Origin of the sequence: Flavobacterium tructae (genome assembly GCF_002217475.1) — a bacterium.
Taxonomy (GTDB): Bacteria; Bacteroidota; Bacteroidia; order Flavobacteriales; family Flavobacteriaceae; genus Flavobacterium; species Flavobacterium tructae.
The window spans coordinates 410360-431837 of the sequence record NZ_MUHH01000017.1 but is presented as its reverse complement, the minus strand read 5'-3'; the positions used below and the strand labels follow the sequence as shown (position 1 = coordinate 431837).

Here is a 21478-nt window from a genome sequence, read left to right as displayed (position 1 = left end):
ACTTTCTTGCTTTGAAAAGAATATATTATTTAATACTCATCACTGTCCTTTTTGCTTCCTGTAAATCGGCCTCAACTGCGGTGGGCAACAAAGAATCAAAGCGGGAAAACAGGTATACGGTTACGCATTTAATCGAACACGCAACAGACAATATTGGGGTGCAATACAAAGCCGGTGGCACTACAAAAAGTGGCTATGACTGCTCCGGATTAGTGTTTACCACTTTTGAGTCGGAAAATATAAAACTACCCCGAAACTCTTTTGAGCAGGCTAAGGTGGGAAGAATCATTAAATTTAATGACGCCCAAAAAGGGGATTTAATTTTCTTCAAAACAAACAGAAGCAAACAGATCAATCATGTCGGACTTATTGTTGAAGTAAAATCAGATGAAATCAAATTTGTGCATTCCTCTACCTCAAAAGGAGTTATTATTTCATCCACTAAAGAATCCTATTATCAAAATTCATTTGCTCAAATCAACAGGGTACTAGAATAATCGTATAAATTATATTCTTTTTCTTACAAAATTTAATACTTTTGACTCATGAAAGTATTAGATTTTCCTTTAAGTAAAATTACCATTTGGTTTGGCTGTGGCATTTTGGCTGCTTATTATTACCCGTCAAAATTCTCAGTAGTAACTTCCGTTTTTATTCTTGGTTTTACTGCTTTTTTACTTGTTTACACTTCCCTTCAAAAGAATAACAAGCGAAGTATCTATTTTGGAATAAGTATCTCTTTCATTTCTTTCCTTATTGGCATTGCAACGCTTTTACTTCATACGGAATCATTACAAGAATCCAATTATACTCATTGTAAAGAAGTTTTTAGCTCTCCACAAACGATAACTTTTGTGGTACGCGAAAAACTAAAAAGCAACGCATACAGCGACCGCTACTATGTGCAGATAAAGAAAATCAACAACAGGAATTACTCCGGAAAAATTCTTGTAAATGTAGAAAAGGACAGTGCCGAAAATCCAATTATTATTGGAAACATAATAAAAGTCAAAACCATTTTACAACGTACTAGCGCGAATAAAAACCCAAATCAGTTTGACTACCAAAAATACCTTTCAGACAAACAGATTTACGGTCAGTTGTACCTCAATAAAACAGAAATCGCGGTTAATAAAAAACTTCAAAAAGACATCTGGTATTACTCCGGACGTTTACATTCCAGAATTTATAATAATCTAAAAAAAACAGGTTTTCGTCAAACGGAAATGAACGTTGCACTTGCTCTTATATTGGGACAGCGACAAGAAATTTCAAATGATTTGATTCAGGATTATCAGTTCTCTGGTGCTACGCACATTCTGTCAGTTTCCGGTCTTCATGTTGGTTTTATCATGCTGTTCATTAGTTTTATTTTAAAACCTGTTCCCAACACGCAAAAGGGCTCTTTATTAAAATTAATTTCAATACTGTTATCTCTCACACTTTTTGCCGTAATCTCAGGATTATCTCCATCGGTACTGCGTTCTGTTGTCATGTTTTCTTTTCTTGCTGTTGGCAGCCATCTTAGAAGAACAGGAAGTACGTATCATACTTTACTTGTCTCTTTGTTTTTAATTCTACTCTTCGAGCCTTACTTTTTGTTTGATGTCGGTTTCCAGTTAAGTTATCTTGCTTTGTTTTTCATTCTTTGGCTACAGCCTCTCTTAAACAGCATCTGGTCTCCTAAGCTCAAAATCTCGAAATTCTTCTGGAACGCACTAACTGTTTCTTTCGCTGCCCAAATAGGCACATTACCATTATGCTTGTATTACTTTCACCAGTTTCCGGGATTATTTTTTGTTACCAATATTGTTATGATCCCTATATTATCTTTTATCATGATTGCCGGAATCCTAGTATTGCTTATTGCTATTTTTTGTCCTCCTCCAATGGTCCTCACTGCGATATTTGAAAAAAGTATTTTCCTCTTAAACTATACCATCCATTATATTGCATCACTCGAGTGGTTTGTTATTCGCAACATTAGCTTCAACTTTTGTCTTCTTATCTCCTCTTACTTTCTAATTATTTCTGCTATAATCTGGGGTAAGAAAAAAAATTACAATACAACTTTCGCTGTATTGATTTCAATTATAGCATTTCAGATTTCTATGATTTATACCAAGAGAGAAACCGCGACCAAACGTGAAATGATAGTTTATCACACCAAAAACAACTCTATAATTTCTCAGAAAAATGGAGGTCGTATCAAAGTGTTTTCAAATGATACTCTTTTACTTCAATCCCCGAAAGCTACTCTTCTAAGTTCTTATCTGTCAAGTGATTTTAGCCAATTAAGCGCTACTGTCAGCATCAAAAACCTGCTATATTTTAATGGAAAAAAGATCTTAGTGATTGACAGTTCCAGAGTTTATAAAATCAGCTCCCAACCTGACATAGTATTGTTGATTCAATCCCCGAAAATCAATTTAGACCGGGTTTTGCAAGAGCTGCATCCTAAAATTATAATTTCAGACGCATCGAATTCCTACTCTATTCAAAAAATCTGGAAAAGAAGTTGTCGTAAAAAAAACATCCCTTTTCATGCCACAGCCGAAAAGGGATTTTATTCTTTAAACTAATAAATCAAACTTAGTCCGAAAAGACAAAATAGTCCGTCTAATTCTACAAGATTCACGGATTCAGAATTAAATTTGCATCTGCAATCCACGCTTTTGCACCACCTTGCTTGTACGGAACCAAACCTAAGTTATTAAAAGTAGTTTTGCCTTTTCTGACGGAAGCCATTAAAAGACATACTTGCGGAAGTTCCTGAATGCCTAAAGCGTTTTTTAACTTGACATTTTGCTCCTTTACCATATCAGATGCTTCTGTATCTGACATATCCAATTTTACCAAAATGACATTATCACGCGACCATACTGCAAAGTCAGGTGTAACAAAAATTTCACTCTGGATTCTCTGCGAAACTCCGGCAGCAGTGAAAAAAATTAATAAGGGCCGTTTTTGTGAATCACTCGCCATTATAGCATCATTCATATCTGTTTTCCAAATCAAATTTTGCGAATGCAGGCCAAACGAACCTAAAAAAAGTAATAAAATAAGTAATTTTCGGTTCATACTAAATTGGTTTTTTAAGTAGGTTAATGCGACTAAATTAACATAATATCTTCACCAAACAAGTGAAAATCAAATAAAATGAGTTAAAAAAGCAACATAAATTCAAATTCATTAATAAAGTCTTGGATTTTTAAGAAAATAAAAAAATATACCCTTTTAAATAACAAAACCATTGATTATCCGGATAAACCGTTCAAAAAAAAATCCCTTCTCACTCAAGAGCAAAAAGGGAATCTACAAATTAAACTAAGAAACTTAATTTAAATCTTACTACTCACCTGAATGCAAAATTGCATTTGACTCCGCGATCCAGGCTTTTGCACCACCCGGTTTATACGCAATTTTACCTAAAGCGCTAAATGTGGTTTTATTTTTTCTAATCGAAGCACTTGCAAAACAAACTTCAGGCAAGTCCTCCACTCCAAAAGCATTTTTCAATTTGAGCTTTTGTTCTCTATCACTTTCATCCGCTGTACTGTCAGACAAATCAAGTTTTACAAGAATAACGTTGTCACGGGACCAAACCGCAAAGTCTGGAGTTTTAAAAATTTCATTCTGAAGATTTTCCGGCACACCTGAGGCAGTGAATAAAATTAGCATTGGTTTTTTCTGTTCATTACTAAGCGCAATAGCATCCGTCATATTTGTTTTCCAAACTAAATTCTGCGCCTGCATAAAAATTGAACCTAAAAAAAACAGTAGGATAAGTATTTTTTTGGTCATATTAAATTGGTTTTTGGTTAGAATATTAAGACGAAATTAACATAATATTTTAATTTTCCAATTTTTATTAATACAAAAAATGCGTTATGTATTTTTTTAACCAAAATAAATTACAAAATACACAATAAGTGTAAAATTTAGTTATTGCTTTTTCTTACGAAACAAAAAAACTCCTTGCCAAAAGGCAAGGAGTTTTTCTAACTATAATTGTAATTTAATGTTTATGCTACGATTTTTTAGGATGTACAATTCCTTCAGCAACTGTTAACCAGGCAGTCGGGCCACCCGCAACATATCCTGTCTGACCCAATCCTTTAAAATTCACTTTCCCGTCTTTTGACTCTGCGCTTGTGAAATAAATAGTCGGAAATCCCTGAATTCCAAATGCTTGCTGTAATTCATTATTCTGATTTTTAAGCTCTGGTGTCTGAGGCGTTCTTCTTGGATAATCAAGCTCAACCAACACTACATTCTCGCTCGCCCATTTTTTGAATTCAGCGGTTTTTAAAACCTCATTCTGCAAACGAATACACCACCCACACCAGTCACTTCCGGTAAAAAACATTAACAGAGGTTTTTTCTCTTTATTACTAACAGTGATCGCTTCTTTAACATCCGTATACCATTTTAACTCTTGTGCCTGCGTTACAAATGCTCCCGCTAAAAAAAGCGTTATTAAAAATATTTTTTTCATATCCTTTTATTTTACACACAAATTTAAACAAAAAAAGAATCGTAAAATGTCGTCTATTTTACTTCTTGCATTAATTTTCTAATAATTGGCGAAATTGCTAATAATATCAAGCCCGCAACTAGCGAATAAATAGCCAGTTGATAGTAACCTTCTGTATACGATTGTAATTTAGAAATCAAGGTGTCGCCGGTATTTGATCTGGAAATCTCGGCTCCCAGTTTACCCGCAGCCAACTGTCCAAAAGCACTTGCCAGGAACCACAACCCCATCATCATTCCGAATAATCTTTTTGGAGATAATTTGGTAATAATTGACATTCCAATTGGCCCCAGACAAAGTTCCCCAATAGTGGTTATCAGATAAGCAAACGTAAAGACATTCAATGAAGCAATTCCGTTAGCATCAGCAAAGAATTTAGTCAGATAGAAGATGTAAAAGGAAGCTGCCAGGAATAAAAACCCAATTCCGAATTTAATTAAAGTATTCGGTTCAATTTTCCGTTTCCCTAACCATATCCACAACAAACCAATAAGCGGACTTAAAACTACTACAAAAAAAGTATTCGAACTGTTGTTCACAACGTTGGGATCAATTGTAAAAAACAACAATTTATTATTCAAATTATCTTTTGCAAAAAGCGATAACGATCCACCACTTTGTTCGTAAATAGAATTGAACAGGAAATAGAAAAATACAAACAGAAAAGCAGCAAAAAGCTTCTTTTGCAATTTCGAATCTCCCAGTTTAAACAATTCATAAGCAAAATACAAAACAGCAACTGTACCAATAGTATACATAAAATAATCCGTATACTTCGTATTCTTAACCATTATAAAAATAAAAGGCAAACTCAAAATAGACACAGCATATACGGTTATCTCACGAATTCGTCTCTTTTGCGGTGTTAAATTCAATAACGGAGAATCACCAATTGGTCCTAAATATTTTTTAGTAAACAAGAAGGTGATCAACCCTAAAAACATTACAATTGCAGCGGATAAAAAGCACAATTGCCAAGAATAAAACTTCCCTAAATACACACACAAAGCACCACCAAAAAGTCCGCCAACATTTATACCGGCATAAAACATCCCATAACCTGCATCTCTTCGGCCATCATCTTCACGATACAATTCTCCGACCATCGAGGAAACATTGGGTTTAAAAAAACCTGTCCCAATAATAGAAAAAGCAATTCCGTAATAAAAGAAATCATGAGGCGCAATAGCAATCAAAAGGTTCCCCAGAATCATGACGATTCCTCCAAAAAACAACGATTTTTTAAACCCTAATACTTTATCGGCAAAAATACCTCCAATAAATGTAAAGGCATATACAAAAGCCTGAATAGCACCATATTGCTCGCTGGCATGATCTTCTTTCAAGAAAAGCTGATCGACCATAAAAATAACCAAAACCCCACGCATTCCGTAAAAGCAAAAACGCTCCCACATTTCGACAAAAAACAAATACCATAATTGTTTCGGATAATTGCCTTTAAAATTTTGAATTTCTTCTAAAGTGATTTTTTGCTCCATTTATTTATAAATAATTAATTAATTCCTCTCTCTTTCATCACTTTGTTAAGTTGCTTTACTAAAGCAAACATCAATATTGTCGCAAACATTAACAGCGCAAAATTTACCCAAAAAAAGTTGACTTTATTGTCGTAGCTATCCCACATACTGGCTAAAACACCACTTAGTTTATTCCCTATAGAAGTTGACAGAAACCAGCCTCCCATCATTAAAGAAGTGATATTAACAGGACTTAATTTGGAAACTACTGATAATCCCATGGGACTCAAAAACAATTCACCAATTGTTATAATACCGTAATTCGCTACTAACCACCATGCACTAACTTTCTCTGTACCGTTATCCCCAATTTTTACAGCAGCTATCATAACCAAAACAGACAACGCCGAAATCAGCAAACCGAAAGCAATCTTTGTAGGTGTTGAAGGTTCTTTTTTACGCATTCGTAAAAAAGAGAAGAATGCAACGACCAAAGGAGTTAATATAACGACCCAGCCCGGGTTGATAGACTGACTTAAATTTGTTGCCCAAAGATGAACCTTAGCACCTTCTGCCGGTAATTTATCCGGAGCAACATTTCTAAAATATAAAGGATAATTGACTTCTTTCTTAACCACTCCATTTACCTTTTGCAAACGAAATTGATCATCGTATAATTCCGTAGAGTCCTTTTTATATTCAACTTCTTTTGCCAGTTTTAGCTTAGCAATCACCATACCTGATGTTCCAGTTACTTCTCTGTCAGTATATCGATCTGCCCAGGTAGTAAGCGCCGAGCCATTAAGCTTAAAGACTGCCCAAAATAAAATCACTACTCCAAAAATAGCCAATAAAGCTCCTATTGATCGCTTATCTTCTGTTTTTGCTTTAAAATAAAGCGAACCGTAAAAGAGAACTATTGGAATACATGCAAAAATGAAAGCGTCTGTACTGTCTGAACCAAATATAGAACTATTCACATTAGCATCTGAAGCTACTCCTTTTATCAACCAGCCAATTGCTCCAAAAACAAAAGAGGGTAATAAAATAAACAGTATAATTTTATAAAAAGGCATATCTCCTTCCTGCACTCCTTTTTTCTGGTCGTGTCCCACATAATGCTTCGTACCCAACAAAAACACAATAACTCCTATAAACATTCCGACACCGGCAGCCATAAAAGCCCAATGCCACCCCAAAAGGATTTGCAAAGCAGCTCCAAAGAAATTACAAATAAAGCCTCCAACATTAATTCCCATATAGAAAATATTGTAACCTTCATCTTTTTTATCTTTATACTCTTCTTTAGAGTAAAAACTACCCAGTAATGTAGAAATATTGGGTTTAAAAAAACCATTTCCAACAATTATCAAAGTCATGGCAATATAAAGCATGGTCAAATCATGCACTCCAATTAAGAAGTAACCAACCCCCATTAAAATTCCGCCAAGGATGATTGATTTTCTATATCCTAAATACCGATCGGCAATTAGTCCACCAATAAACGGAGTCAGAAAAACCAAAGCAATAAAAGTCCCGTATAAATCAGAAGCCTCTTTCTCGGTCATGGCAAAACCGCTCTTTACATCTTTCAGATATAAAGTAAAAATTCCGATCATTAAATAATAACCAAAACGTTCCCACATTTCAGACAGAAACAGGAATGGCAATGCTTTTGGGTGTTTTTTCCACATAACTATAAAGTCTTTAAAATTAAAATTACCTACAAGCCTAAACCTGTAGGTAATTTTTTATATATGATTACGATTTATGTTATCTAACACCATGCATCATTCTTTTCAGAAATGGAGTCAAAGCAAATAAAATAATTGCAGCAATACCCGTTAAAACAACAAATACCATAAAGAATTCGTATAAGTTATGAATTTCGAATCCGGCAAAGAAGTGATTATGAGCACTAATTTGGTGATGCTCTAATAAAGCCAATTGTTCAGCTGTTGGTGTAACTTTGTTATCTAAGACTGCCTGAAGGTCAATTCCTAATTCTTTTGCTTTTGCAAATTTGTCTCCGGTTGCCGGTAAGATTGAACCTAAAGTTCCTCCTAAAGCATAACCTGAAGCATTTGACAAGAAGAATACTCCGTACAATAACGAAGCAAAACGTTTTGGAGAAAGTTTACCTACCAATGACAAACCAATTGGAGACAAACATAGTTCCGCACATGTATTTAAGAAATATAATAAAATAAGCCATTTTACCAATAACAACCCTGATGTTCCGATATAAGAAACCTGAGTAGCGATCATAAAGAAACTAACCGAAATTACCACTAAACCAACGGCTAATTTTACCGGTGAAATTGGCTCTTTACCTTTAGCTCTTAAAGTATCCCAAAGTACGCTAAACGGCACTGCTAATAGCACTACGAATAGTCCGTTAAAAATCTGAACCATTGACGGAGGCATTTGCCATCCGAAGAAATTTCTATCCGTTTGGTTGTCTGCAATAAAAGTCAATGACGAACCTGCCTGCTCAAAAGCTGCCCAGAAGAAAATAATAAAGAAAGAAACGATGTAAATTACAATAATTCTGTCTCTCTCTACTTTAGTCAAAGAAGTATCCGAAATAATTAATCCGGCCAATGACAAACCACTAGAATAAATCAAAGTATAAATCAAGTTCTGACCTACCACATAATGGAAGAAGAATCCTAAAGCAACAAAAGCGATTCCTGCAATTGTTAAAGCTTTACTTGAGAAATTAGCTTTCTGAGCTTCTCCTTCTTCAAAATCAGAAGCGTCATTTTTAGAAGGTAAACCTCCTAATGGTTTTCCTTCAGGAGAAACCACATATTTATTTTTCAGGAAGTAAAAAAGAATTGTTCCGATAAACATTGCGGCAGAAGCAGCAAGGAATCCCCATCTAAAAGCGTGGATATCTCTAACTCCACCGGCATCTTTAACATCTCCTAACAAAGGACAAATAGACTGACCTAAAAAAGCACCAATATTGATACCCATATAAAAAATAGTAAAAGCACTATCTAATTTTGTCTTTTCCTGTTTAGGATACAAACTTCCTACCATACTTGAAATATTTGGTTTGAAGAATCCGTTACCGAATACGATAACTCCTAATGCAGTGTACATAATAATCGTAGCAAACGCTCTGTTACCTTCAAACACACTACCACTGGTAAACAGCAACAATTGTCCGATTGCCATAAGCAACCCTCCTAAGATGATACAATTTCTGTTTCCTAAGAAACGATCGGCAACAAAACCTCCCAACATTGGCGTTAAATAACAAAGCCCAAGGAAACCTCCGTAAATCAAAGAAGCCTCTTCTTCCTTCATCAACAATGAATTTACAAGAAATAAAGTTAATAAAGCTCGCATTCCATAAAAGTTGAACCGCTCCCACATCTCCGTTCCGAATAATACCCAAAGTCCTTTTGGATGCGCTGTTTTTACCTGAGTTTCTCCCATATTCTTTATTATTTATTTAAGGTTTTTAGTTTTGTTTTATAATTATAAATTTTCTTTGATGAAGTTAGTCATTTTGTTGTATAACTGAATTCTGGTCTTTCCTCCATAAATACCATGATTTTTGTCCGGATAGATTTGAGAATCAAATTGTTTATTAGCCTGAATCAACGCTTCCATCATTTGCATGGAGTTTTGCACGTGTACATTATCATCTGCTGATCCGTGAATCAATAAAAACTTACCTTTTAGTTTGTCAACGTGATTTATTGGAGAGTTCTGATCGTATCCGCTTGCATTTTCCTGAGGAGTCTGCATGTATCTTTCCGTGTAAACGCTGTCATAAAAACGCCAGTTGGTTACCGGAGCAACGGCAATAGCCATTTTGAAAACATCATTCCCTTGGAAGATACAATTTGAAGCCATAAATCCTCCAAAACTCCAACCAAAGATTCCAATTCTTGAAGCATCCACATACGGATATGCTCCAATTACTTTTGCAGCGTCAATCTGATCTTCTACTTCGTATTTTCCTAATTCTTTTTGAGTAACTTTTTTGAAATCTGCCCCTTTAAAACCTGTTCCTCTACCGTCAACACAAACCACAATATAACCTTGTTGTGTTAGGGATGCAAACCAATAGTCGTCTGAATTGTTCCAATCGTTGTTTACCTGCTGAGAACCAGGCCCGGAATACTGGTACATGAAAACCGGATATTTTTTTGAAGGATCAAAGTCTTTAGGTTTTAAAATCCACGCATTAAGTTCATTGCCTTTAGCTGTTTTTAAAACAAAAAATTCTTTTGTTGGTAAATTGTAAGCTGTTAATTTAGCAGAAAGTGCCTGATTGTTTTCGATAACCTGAATTTCTTTTCCTGTTTTCGCCTCGTTTAAAGTATAAGTAGTAGGTTGTGTACTGTTTGAGAAAGTATTGATAAAAAACTGAAAGTTTGGACTAAAAGTTGCCGCACTTGTTCCTGTATTTTTAGACAAACGAATTTTATTCTTTCCGTCTAAAGCAATACGATAAATATCTCTGTTGATTGAACCATTTTCTGTAGACTGATAGAAAATTGTTTTATTTTTTTCATCGAAACCGTAGTAAGACACTACTTCCCAGTTTCCTTTTGTAACCTGATTTTTAAGTTTTCCGTTTTTATCATATAAGTAAATATGATTAAACCCGTCTTTTTCGCTTGTCCAGATAAAGCTATTGTCTTTTAAGAAGGTCAAATTATCGGTAACATCCACATAAGCTTTGTCTTTTTCATTCAAAACCACTTTTGCTGCGGCGGTAGTTCCATCTACAAACAACAAATCCAGATTGTCCTGATGACGATTTAAAACCTGAGCAGATAATACATTGTTATCATTTGTCCATTGTAATCTTGCAATATAAAAGTCATTGTAGTTTCCTAAATCAACTTTTTTACCCGCATTACTCACTGCATCATAAATGTGTAAAGATACTACTGAGTTTTTTTCTCCTGCCTTAGGATATTTAAACGTTTCAATTGTTGGATATAAATCTTTTTGAAAGATTGACATCGAAAATTCCGGAACAGCACTTTCATCAAAACGGATGTAAGCTAATTTTTTACTGTCTTTACTCCAGTCAAAGGCACGAACAAAGGAGAACTCTTCTTCATAAACCCAATCCGTGATACCATTAATGACAGCATTTTTCTTGCCATCGGTAGTAACAGCTGTTGATTTTTTCGAAGCCAGATCATACACATACAAGTTATTCTCTTTTGCGTATGCGATTTTAGTTCCGTCCGGAGAAAAAGTTGGCTCCTGAATCTGAAAATCAAATAATTTAGTCAACGTTTTTGTGGTGATGTCGTATAAGAAGTAATTTGCTGTAAACGAGTGACGGAAAATTTGTTTGCTGTTACAGGCAATTAAAATCTTTTTCTCTGAGGCATCAAAAGTATAACTGTCAATTCCTTCAGCAAGATCCTTATGATTCTTTGTATCGATTAAATTGGCTACTTTTTTTAGTGTTGCAAAATCGTACAAATCAATCTGCATGCTTCGGCTGGCCTGATCTACATTTAGTACCGTATATTGGTCTGTATTTTTTAACGATTGCAGTTCATCCATTCCTTTTGCCCGAAATGCTCCGCTATAAATATTCTCGACAGTAATTTTTTGCTGACCAAAAATAGTGGTCACTAAAAATAAAAATATAACAGTAATTTTACCTGTATTCATTAGAATTATTTTAAATATAAAAAAAGAGCCCAATTTTAATAAAAAAAATGAACATAATACCCATTTTAATTGTTAAATGTTAAAAAAAATAACGATTGCGTAGTTTTCAATTTTCAAATACATTGCAAACAAAAGTCTTAAAATAGTATCTTTGCCGCAACTTTATTATTTAAAATACTGAGAATGAACAACGCCGTTGCCGGATTTTCGAAATTATCCAAAAAAGAAAAAATAAACTGGATTGCCAATACCTATTTTTCAAGCCCTGAAGAAGCCCTTTCTATTATAAGAAATTACTGGAATACAGACGAAAAGCTACAGCAATTGCACGATGAATTCATCGAAAACACCATTACAAACCTTTACATCCCGTTAGGAGTAGCGCCAAATTTCCTAATCAACGGAAAACATACCACAATTCCGATGGCAATTGAGGAAAGTTCGGTAGTAGCCGCAGCATCAAAAGCAGCAAAATACTGGTCGACCAGAGGTGGTTTTAAAGCAACGGTTATGGCTACCGAAAAAATAGGTCAGGTTCATTTTACCTTCAACGGAGACGCGGACAAACTGCAATCTTTTTTCGATAAAATTAAACCTAAATTCTTCACCGACACGCAAAGCATTACTAAAAACATGCAACAACGCGGCGGCGGAATTTTAGACATAAAACTAAAAGACAAAAGAAGTCTTCTGGAAAATTATTTTCAGCTTCACGCTACTTTTGAAACCAAAGACAGCATGGGAGCGAATTTTATCAATTCTTGTTTGGAGCAATTTGCGACTACATTAAAAGATGAATTTCACCATTCTGATTTGTTTTCGGAAGATGAGACTCTAAAAGTAATTATGAGTATTTTGTCTAATTATGTACCAAATTGTATTGTTAGAGCAGAAGTTTCCTGCCCTATCGAAGATTTAACAGAAAAACACATTCCGAATCCGCAAGAGTTTGCCGAACGTTTTGTACAGGCGGTTCAAATTGCCGAAGTAGAACCTTTCAGAGCTGTAACTCACAATAAAGGAATTATGAACGGTATTGACGCTGTAATTCTGGCCACCGGAAATGATTTTAGAGCAGTCGAAGCAGGAGTTCACGCTTATGCTTCTAAAAATGGTCAATATTCAAGTTTATCTCATGCTAAAATAGAAGACGGCATTTTTACGTTCTGGCTTGAAATTCCTTTAGCACTGGGAACTGTAGGCGGATTGACTTCTTTACATCCACTGGTAAAACTATGTTTTGATATTCTTGAAAAACCTTCTGCAAAAGAATTAATGGAAATTGTTGCAGTTGCCGGTCTCGCACAAAACTTTGCTGCCTTACGTTCCTTAACTACTACCGGAATCCAGGAGGGACACATGAAGATGCACCTGAACAATATTATCAATCAATTTGAAGCAACTGAAGAAGAACGTCATTTAATTAAAACTCATTTCAAGAAAAGTGCCGTTTCACATAGCGCTGTGGTGGAGTTTATCGAAAATCTAAGAAAAAAGTAAAAATTTTAAATTCCAAACTTCAAATTCCAAGTTCCAAGGTTAATTGGAATTTGGAATTTATAACGACGTTTGGGGATTGGAATTTAATTTATAATTGAAGAATGAAAACAATTTTTTACAGTAACGGAAAATTGCTTATTTCCGGGGAATACCTTGTTTTAGACGGAGCTGACGCTTTTGCCTTACCTACCAAATTTGGTCAAAATCTGGTGGTTGAAAATGGCACAAACCAGGAAATCAGCTGGAAAAGCTATGATTTTGACGGACAGCTATGGTTTGAGGATTCAATTCCTTTTTCAGAGATCATCGACAATCCAAAATCAGAAATCGAGACTGTAAAAACGACTTTGATTCAAATTCTTCATGAAGCTTATCTTCTGAACCCGGAGTTCCTAAAAGCTACTGATGGTTACAGAATCAGCACCCATCTTACATTTCCTAAAAACTGGGGACTAGGCACTTCGTCAACTTTATTGAACAATGTTGCGCAATGGACGAAAGTCAATGCTTTTACTTTGCTAAAAAACAGTTTTGGAGGCAGCGGTTATGACATAGCCTGTGCACAAAATGACACGCCAATTGTCTATCAAATTGAAAATAATGCTGTAAAACCGATCTCTTTTAACCCGGATTTTACAGATAAAATTCATTTTGTGTATCTCAACAAAAAACAGAATAGTAAAGCAGCCATAAAAGCCTATTACAACAATAAAAATCAAAATTTAGCGCAAAATATAGCCGAAAACAACAAAATTACTTCTAGCCTTATCAATGCTAAAACAGCAAAGGAATTTGCTCTTGCTGCTGAAAAACACGAGGTTCATTTAAGCGATATTCTGGAAATGGAAACCATCAAAGAGATTGCTTTTCCAGATTTCAATGGAGTCGTAAAAAGCCTTGGTGCCTGGGGTGGAGATTTTGTGATGGTGATCTCCAAAGAAGATCCCAGATCTTATTTTGCTTCAAAAGGATACGAAACCATCCTGAGTTACGAAGAAATGATTCTGCAAAAATAAAGTCATCAGATTTTAACCGATCTAAAACCAGAATAAAGGAGATTTTAATTTACTTTTTTACTTTCGCGATCTTTGGTTTCCAGTTTTCTGACTTTTTGATTTTCCTGCTCATTAGATTCTCTAAGTGTGTTGTGCAGTCGCTCAGCCATTTTTTCTATGTTATTGGTTATAGAATCATAAACCTCTTCCATTCTGCGATGCTTCTCTTCTTTTATTGCCTTCAAAACGTCATCCACAAAAGCTTTATCATACTTCTCAGCAACTGAATCCCTTGTATTGGTTAGTCGGATTACATAATCATTACCTAAGACCGTCACTTTAAAATGCTGCTCTTCGTTACTTAAATAATACTTCCCTCCTAATTCATCCCCATTGATTTCGGTGCTGCTCAATTTTAAAAGCTCTGTTATTATTCCGAAAATATGATTTTCAATCTTAGAATAAACTCTGGGCTTTCTTTTCAACAGCTTAAACATAAAAATGGAATGCTGGATTACTACAATATTTATTCATCAGTCTTAAGTGGGTTTTGTTTGAATTTTAGAATATAATTTCAACAAATTAACTGTAATATTCTTAATACCACAAACTTTTAACCAAAATTCCTCACAAAAAATCTAAAAACACAAACAACAAAACTCCTTTAATCGCACTCAATACATAACAATAAAAAAAACCGAAACATTCTGTTCACATGTTTCGGTTTTTATATTTCTATTGAAGTCCAGAGACATATATTGTTAGGATAATACAAATAGGCATTTTTTTTTAAAACTTCTGTTATCATATATCTTGCTTAAACAAAAAATAGTGCTTATACAGAATCTCAATCACAACTAGTAATAAACATAATCTCCAATCACTTTAACTACAATCCACTTTTCTTTTTCTTTTTTCATAATGATAACTTCTGGCTGATTACTGCCAAAAAAAGATGCCACATTGTAATAAAACATTACATATTTTCTATCCATATAATACATAGGTTCGGAAACCATTACAACATCTTCTATCTTACTATTCATATATTTATCGTGAAATGCCGATCCAAATAAACCATCTTTACCTTCTAATACAAAATCATACTCAGGAAAATCTTCCTTTCTCCAATATCTTTTTACCGTATCAGACGCGTATTTTTCATACATTTTTTTCCAATGTTTTTCTACAAACAAACCGTCTTTATAATCTATAGGAACATTTGGCTCCCCAACATGATCAGGTCCTTCATCACCATTAAAAATTCTTAAAGCTTGTTTATTTGAAACCCTATCCGCTTGTAAAATATATTTCTTTCCTTTTTCTATCTTTTGAGTTGCTAAAAATGCATTAATAGGCTCAGAACTTTTAAGATATTGCGCACTAGCACATAAGAAAAAGAAAAAATAAATTGTAGTAAATATTTTTTTAGACTGTTTCATTATTTTCATTTTTTAGATGGTTTTCCTACAGGAGAAGTACTATCATACTGTTCCCTTTTTCTTTCTGCAGTTATTCTCGTGAAAATGCTTTCTCATTCTTTGAAGCCACCCAAGCTATGTCGAGATAGACCTGTTTAATAAAAGCTGAAGAAAAGACTAGTTTTAAATTCAATATTTAAACTATACACTAGTAATAAACATAATCTCCAATCTCCTTAACCACAATCCATTTCCCTTTTTCTTTTTTCATGATTACAACTTGTGGCTGATCACTATTTCCAAAATCAACTATATTAAAATAAAAAATAATGTACTTTCTATTCCTATAATACATGGGCTCAGAAATTATTAGAATTTTATAATTTAGGTTATTAACATACTTATCCAGAAAAGCCCCTTTCATAATTAAACCTCGGCCTTTCTCTAAAATAAGATTATAGCCAGGAAAATCTTCTTCCTTCCAATATCTTTTTATTGTATCATATGCGTATCTTTTATACATTTTTTCCCAATGCTTCTTCGCAAACAGACCATCTGTATAATCAATATCCTCGACAATATGCTCTAGTCCCTCACCTCCATTAAAAATTCGCAATCCTAATAAATTAGGTTCTTTGTCAGCCTGCAAAATATACTTTCTCGTTCTATCTATTTTCTTAGTTTCTAAAAATGCATTTACAGGCTCATAATTTTTAATATAGGAGCTGCCGGCACAAGACATCATAAGAAATGCTAATATTACAGCTACAGTTTTTAATTGTCTCATAATTTTCATTTTATACATGGTTTTCCCACAGGAGAAGTAACTCCATATTGCTCCCCTTTCCTTTCTGCAGTTATCCTCGCGAAAATCCTTTCACGTTCTTTATAATTTTTATTACTAGGGTCATCTGGAAATTTTTCAATGAAAATGGAAGTCCCCGTTAGCCCTCCCCATGCCATATCGAGGTATAACTGCTTAATAGAAGATGAAGAAACAACTAGCTTTCCTGTGTGAAACTCCTGTATCGTTGAAGCGATCGCATTCACATATTTATTCGCAATTAATTCGTGTTGCGCGTCTGGGAGTAAATTAGGATTTCTTGTGATTTCATGTTGTACATAAGCCTCATAAACGGTAGGAAAATCACATATTCCGGACGATCCACAACTTTTGTTTTCCTCAATTAAACTAATCAGATAAGCATGCACAACCTCATGAGCCATTGTAGTGGCGACAGACAAATCGGTAGGAGGATTTGTATTACCAGTTCCGTAAATATAATCCTGATTGAAAACCATATTAACATCGTTATTACTCCCGTTGGTCTTAGTGGTTTGCGCCCATACATTTGGTTTATTATTTTGTACTTGTCCCGTTGACATGTTTATATTAAAAACAGATCCCGCCGTACTAAAACGAGTCAGCATTTTTGCAATATCGGCTTGTTTTAAATTTTTCATTTTTTCCAAAACTGCTTTGGTACAGGCGTCCAATTTGTCTGCACTAATCTGCTCTTCTATCTTCTGTGCATTTGGAGAAGTCGTAGAACCTGAACTTCCACTTCCTCCACCTCCCGGAGATTTCACATACCCTTTCGGACTATTTCCCTTCGATCCTGAGTTTAAACTGCCTCCATAAGAGCCTCCACCGCTTCCTCCACCACCATAATCCTGTTTATTTTCGGATTTTTCCCTGCGAATGATCACTTCATCTAACTCAAAAGGATCTGATTTAGCCGTCGATTTATTGAGTCGCTCTGCCTCCTCCGGAGAGATTACTCTAAGTCCTGTTAGCCCTGCTGTCGTAGTGGAGTTTTCAAATTTTGCTCCGTTTACAAATCCGCTTTCTAAATCCCAGGCAATGATATATCCATTAAAGTTAGCTAAATCCGCTGAACTTTTTATTTTTTCTAAAGATTCCGATGACGGTATTATTTCATATAATGTAACCGAAAATTCTTTTTTATCCTCTGATGGATACAAATACAATAGTTTTTGTCCTTTATAGGCGTCACTGAGATTTTTATCTCTAACAGGAACCACAATTGCCTCAGACCCATTTTCAAACTTTTCTGTACCTGCTTTATTCCAATCATAAACCTGATTTTTAAACGACGAATCAGTTTTTACCTTTGATTGATACTGTTCAAACCAAACCTTCGCTTGATCAACATGAATAGATTGCTCTATTTTTTGTTTACCTCCCGCTTCTTCTAAAGCACAACGATTTGTTAACACTGCAACTCCTAAAACCATTAAGAGGATTGCTAATTTTCTAGTATTTTTCATACAAATATATTTTTATAAATATAAGAAAAATACTATGCAAAATTAAAGGAGCAAATTTTATTTCATAAAAAAAACCTGCTCGAACTAACGAGCAGGTTTTTTATAAAGTTTTAACTAACTAAACTAGTAGTTAAATTGCAATCTGTTATCTTCAATTTTAGCGTTAGCTTTCAATGCCGGTAAAATTCTACTTGCATCAGATGCGCTTTGTGCTTTTACTTTAGCAACGTATTCTGCGTGATTAGCAGCTGCAGGAGCTTTTACTGTACTGATGTTTTTCACTACATATACACCTGTATTACCTTCAATTGGAGCAGAGATTTTGTTTGCAGCTAATGCAAATGCATTACCTACCACTTTTGGCTCTTGTCCTACACCTCCAGGCAATACCGGGCTATCCATAGTAACATTAGCAGCTTGTTGAACTTCTACACCAGCACTTTTAGCAATAGCTTCAAGTGATGAACCTTTCATTTTTGCTTTTAAGATCTCCGCTTTTTTCTTGTTTTTCAAAATTGACTCTACATAAGGTCTTGCCAAAGTTACTGATACTAAACCTGATTTGTTTTCACTTTTGTATTGTGCAATTACGTGACCGATATTAGCCAATTCAAAACGTTTTACATCTCCAGTGTTCGTTTCTTTATCAAATGCCCATCTGATGATGTTACGTTGATTTCCTAATGGACCAAATGCTTCGTCCATAGCTTTTGCAGTTATTGGAGCAGCCACTTTTAAACCTAATTCTTTTGCCGTAGCATTAAAATCTTTATCGGCAGCGTCCATTTCAAATTTAGTTGCCAATGTAAATACTTTATCAGAAGTAGCTTCAGAAGGCTCAATTTTTTGAGCGATAGTAGCTAAACGAATTCCGTCTTGTTTGTCGGTAATTTTGATCACGTGAAATCCAAAAGGAGTTTCAACTAAACCAACTTTTCCAATTCCGTTACTGAATACAAAATCATTGAATGGTTTCACCATTTGGTTTGGACCAAAATATCCTAAATCTCCTCCTTGTTGCGCAGAAGAATCATCTGAACTTGTGAAAGCCAACATCATGAAACTATCAGGATTTGCCTGAACCTGAGCAAGAATTTCTTCTGCTTTAGCTTTAGCTTCTTCTTTAGTTCTTTTCTCTTTTGTATTTGGAGTTTGAGAACCTTCGTATCCAATTAAAATATGACTTGCTTTTGCATTAACTCCTGCTTTAAATCCTAAAGATTTAGAAATTGCATAGTATCTTCCGTAAACATACGGTCCGTAAATTGCTCCTGCAGGCAAACTGAATAATTTATCAGCATCAACAGCCGGCAAAGCATTTTTTGGTACATATGTTGAATCGTAAGGAACATCAGAATTTGAGTTTACAAATTCAGCAATGTTAGTAGCATTTTTAAATCCTGGCAAAGTATCGTTCTTACCTGTTTTAGCATTGTACTCTACTCTTCCGTTTAATAATGCCGTAATTTTAGCTTTAATTTCAGCTTCGTCTTGTTTTGAAGCTTTATCTTCTACTAAAACATATTGAATTTCACGAGTTGCATCCGCTTTGAATTTCTTCTCGTTTTTCTTCATATATTCTACAATCTCTGAATCAGAAATTTTCACTTCACTATCTTTAATTGAAGAATACAAAGCAGCAGCATAAGCAAAGTTTACTTTGTTAGCTTCCATTTCATATTTTAGTTTTCCTTCGCTTACAGTAGTGTAAAGTCCTGATTTTACTAATGTATTGTAGATTTGAAATTTAGCGTTTAGCTCAGCATCTTTTTCTTTTTGAGAGATAAATTGTGCTGCTTCAGGATTGGTTTTAAAGTATTCTTTAAATTTAGCTACATCAAAAATACCGGCAGCATTTAAGAACATTGGGTTTTTACCAATATTCGGATCTGCCTTTAAAACTTCAAGCAGGTGTTTTTCACCAACTCTCAATCCTAATTTATCAAACTGTGTTGATAATAATGCGATTGAAACCTCTTGGTCCCAAACTCTGTTTGCAGCTTCAGTGGAAGTAATTCCTTGACCACTTTTTTCAACATTACTAACTTTAACTCTAAAGTCTTCAAATGAAATATCTTTTCCATCGATGCTTCCCACATCTTTTGAACTTTGACCAAAGGTTCCTCTTGTGAATAGATCTTGTATTATAAATGCAAATAATGCAAGTGCAATAACTCCTATCAATAAAGCGGAACGCTGTCTAATTTTTGCTAAAACTGCCATTTTTATTATCGTTAATTTTATATTCAGTTTGCGAAAATACAATTATCTAGTTAATAACAATACAACTAGCGTTTTATTTTACACAATTTTTTTTATTAATTTAAAAAATCACTCTTTTATTGTCAATTTAACCAATTCTATTTTCTTATTTGTGGCTTCTTCAATCACAAAATGATAGTTTCCAATTCGTATTTCTTCTCCTTTTTGAGGAATTTCTTTGGTCGAATTGACAATAAAACCACCTAAAGTCCCGTAAGAATCCTCCTCAGGAATCGCTAATTTATAGGTTTCATTTAGATATTCTACATCTAATCGGGTCGAGAACAAATACTTACCTTCTCCCAATTCCTGCTCCATCAATTCCTCATCTAAATCATGCTCGTCTTCGATCTCACCAAAAAGCTCTTCAACAATGTCTTCTATTGTAATAATTCCGGAAGTCCCTCCGTATTCATCCAAAACTACGGCCACATTTTTTCGTTTTTTGATCAACAGATTTAATACATCTTTTATTAAAATGGTTTCAGGAACAAATTCAACCGTCATCAAAACCGATTTTATTGTTTTTGGTTTTTTAAACAAATCAAACGAATGCACATACCCCACAATATCATCGAGTGAGTTTTGACTCACTATAATTTTTGAATATCCGGTTTCTACAAATAACTCTTTAAGATCCGTAACACTGTCAAACAAATCAATATCGACAATTTCGGTACGCGGGGTCATAATATCACGAGCCTTTACACCTGAAAATTCCAGTGCATTCTGAAAAATCTGAATTTCAGAATCTACTTCTTCATCATCTTCAACAGCATTCATTTGTTCTGCGATATAATTCCCCAATTCAACTTTGCTAAAATACAACTGTACCTGATCTCCTTCTGTTTTAAAAAATTTACGCAGAATAAAATCTGAAATCCAAATGAAAAAAGTAGAGAAATAATAGAACAAACGATAAAACAAATAGGCCGGAATCGCAAAAATCTTGATTAACGAATTGGCATAAATCTGAAAAAAAACTTTTGGAAAAAACTCAGCAGTTACCAAAACCACAAAAGTCGAAATAGCGGTCTGAATCAGCAAACTTGCTAAATTTGAAAAATGCCCTCCTGAACTGATGATCCATTTCAGAATCAAATCTCCCATGTAAAAGGCATAGACAACCAAAGCCAGGTTATTGCCAATAAGCATTGCAGCAATAAACTTTGAAGGATTTCCGGTAAGTTTTGTTAGAATTTGTGAGGCAAAATTATCTTGTTTTTTTTCAATTTCAAGATAAATTTTATTAGATGAAATAAAAGCAATTTCCATTCCTGAAAAAAAGGCTGACAATATTAGACATAATATTATAATCCCTATTTCCAT

17 protein-coding genes are annotated in these 21478 nt (G+C 34.4%); 4 read left to right on the top strand and 13 right to left on the bottom strand.

What is annotated here, in order from left to right; translation table 11 throughout:
- Positions 1 to 11 precede the first annotated feature (11 nt).
- Entirely contained in the window at positions 12 to 497 is a 486-nt protein-coding gene (locus tag B0A80_RS06850) for a C40 family peptidase (RefSeq protein WP_089076825.1), read from the top strand.
- Positions 498 to 545: 48 nt separating this feature from the next.
- Positions 546 to 2582, top strand: a complete 2037-nt coding sequence (locus B0A80_RS06845) for a ComEC/Rec2 family competence protein (RefSeq protein WP_089076824.1) — start codon at positions 546 to 548, stop codon at positions 2580 to 2582.
- Between the two features lie 52 nt (positions 2583 to 2634).
- Here B0A80_RS06845 and B0A80_RS06840 read toward each other — a convergent pair whose 3' ends face one another.
- From B0A80_RS06840 to B0A80_RS06810, 7 genes are all read right to left on the bottom strand, one after another.
- Positions 2635 to 3081, bottom strand: a complete 447-nt coding sequence (locus tag B0A80_RS06840; RefSeq protein WP_017494798.1) for a thioredoxin domain-containing protein — start codon at positions 3079 to 3081, stop codon at positions 2635 to 2637.
- A 270-nt stretch (positions 3082 to 3351) separates the two neighbouring features.
- Positions 3352 to 3804: a thioredoxin domain-containing protein gene (locus B0A80_RS06835; RefSeq protein ID WP_017494797.1), complete on the bottom strand. Its 453-nt coding sequence runs from the start codon at positions 3802 to 3804 to the stop codon at positions 3352 to 3354.
- A 226-nt stretch (positions 3805 to 4030) separates the two neighbouring features.
- Positions 4031 to 4498: a thioredoxin family protein gene (locus B0A80_RS06830; RefSeq protein WP_089076823.1), complete on the bottom strand. Its 468-nt coding sequence runs from the start codon at positions 4496 to 4498 to the stop codon at positions 4031 to 4033.
- A 53-nt stretch (positions 4499 to 4551) separates the two neighbouring features.
- Complete coding sequence (locus B0A80_RS06825) at positions 4552 to 6036, bottom strand: peptide MFS transporter (protein ID WP_089076822.1); 1485 nt, start codon at positions 6034 to 6036, stop codon at positions 4552 to 4554.
- A 14-nt stretch (positions 6037 to 6050) separates the two neighbouring features.
- Positions 6051 to 7709 carry a peptide MFS transporter gene (locus B0A80_RS06820; protein WP_070905952.1) on the bottom strand — a complete coding sequence of 553 codons (1659 nt, stop codon included), beginning with the start codon at positions 7707 to 7709 and terminating at the stop codon, positions 6051 to 6053.
- Positions 7710 to 7788: 79 nt separating this feature from the next.
- Positions 7789 to 9465, bottom strand: a complete 1677-nt coding sequence (locus tag B0A80_RS06815; RefSeq protein ID WP_017494793.1) for a peptide MFS transporter — start codon at positions 9463 to 9465, stop codon at positions 7789 to 7791.
- Positions 9466 to 9507: 42 nt separating this feature from the next.
- Positions 9508 to 11679 carry a S9 family peptidase gene (locus B0A80_RS06810; protein WP_089076821.1) on the bottom strand — a complete coding sequence of 724 codons (2172 nt, stop codon included), beginning with the start codon at positions 11677 to 11679 and terminating at the stop codon, positions 9508 to 9510.
- Positions 11680 to 11862: 183 nt separating this feature from the next.
- Between B0A80_RS06810 and B0A80_RS06805 the strand changes: the two genes are divergently transcribed.
- Both B0A80_RS06805 and B0A80_RS06800 read left to right on the top strand, forming a co-directional pair.
- A complete protein-coding gene (locus B0A80_RS06805; RefSeq protein WP_089076820.1) occupies positions 11863 to 13179 on the top strand; it encodes a hydroxymethylglutaryl-CoA reductase, degradative in 1317 nt (438 codons plus the stop codon).
- A gap of 101 nt (positions 13180 to 13280) precedes the next feature.
- Complete coding sequence (locus B0A80_RS06800) at positions 13281 to 14195, top strand: GYDIA family GHMP kinase (protein WP_089076819.1); 915 nt, start codon at positions 13281 to 13283, stop codon at positions 14193 to 14195.
- Positions 14196 to 14239: 44 nt separating this feature from the next.
- On the opposite strand, the gene B0A80_RS06795 is transcribed toward B0A80_RS06800, so the two are convergent.
- The 6 genes from B0A80_RS06795 to B0A80_RS06770 all read right to left on the bottom strand — a co-directional run bounded on the left by B0A80_RS06795 (position 14240) and on the right by B0A80_RS06770 (position 21478).
- Positions 14240 to 14587, bottom strand: coding sequence for a hypothetical protein (locus tag B0A80_RS06795; RefSeq protein ID WP_233430720.1), 348 nt, complete (start codon positions 14585 to 14587; stop codon positions 14240 to 14242).
- A gap of 444 nt (positions 14588 to 15031) precedes the next feature.
- On the bottom strand, positions 15032 to 15616 hold the full coding sequence (locus tag B0A80_RS06790) for a hypothetical protein (protein ID WP_233430719.1): 585 nt from the start codon (positions 15614 to 15616) through the stop codon (positions 15032 to 15034).
- Between the two features lie 187 nt (positions 15617 to 15803).
- Complete coding sequence (locus tag B0A80_RS06785) at positions 15804 to 16382, bottom strand: hypothetical protein (protein WP_233430718.1); 579 nt, start codon at positions 16380 to 16382, stop codon at positions 15804 to 15806.
- A 5-nt stretch (positions 16383 to 16387) separates the two neighbouring features.
- Positions 16388 to 17887, bottom strand: a complete 1500-nt coding sequence (locus B0A80_RS06780; RefSeq protein ID WP_124020563.1) for a type III secretion system effector protein — start codon at positions 17885 to 17887, stop codon at positions 16388 to 16390.
- A 123-nt stretch (positions 17888 to 18010) separates the two neighbouring features.
- Positions 18011 to 20110, bottom strand: coding sequence for a peptidylprolyl isomerase (locus tag B0A80_RS06775; protein ID WP_089076814.1), 2100 nt, complete (start codon positions 20108 to 20110; stop codon positions 18011 to 18013).
- A gap of 108 nt (positions 20111 to 20218) precedes the next feature.
- Positions 20219 to 21478 (bottom strand): hemolysin family protein, encoded by a 1260-nt coding sequence (locus B0A80_RS06770; RefSeq protein WP_070905962.1) that lies wholly within the window; start codon positions 21476 to 21478, stop codon positions 20219 to 20221.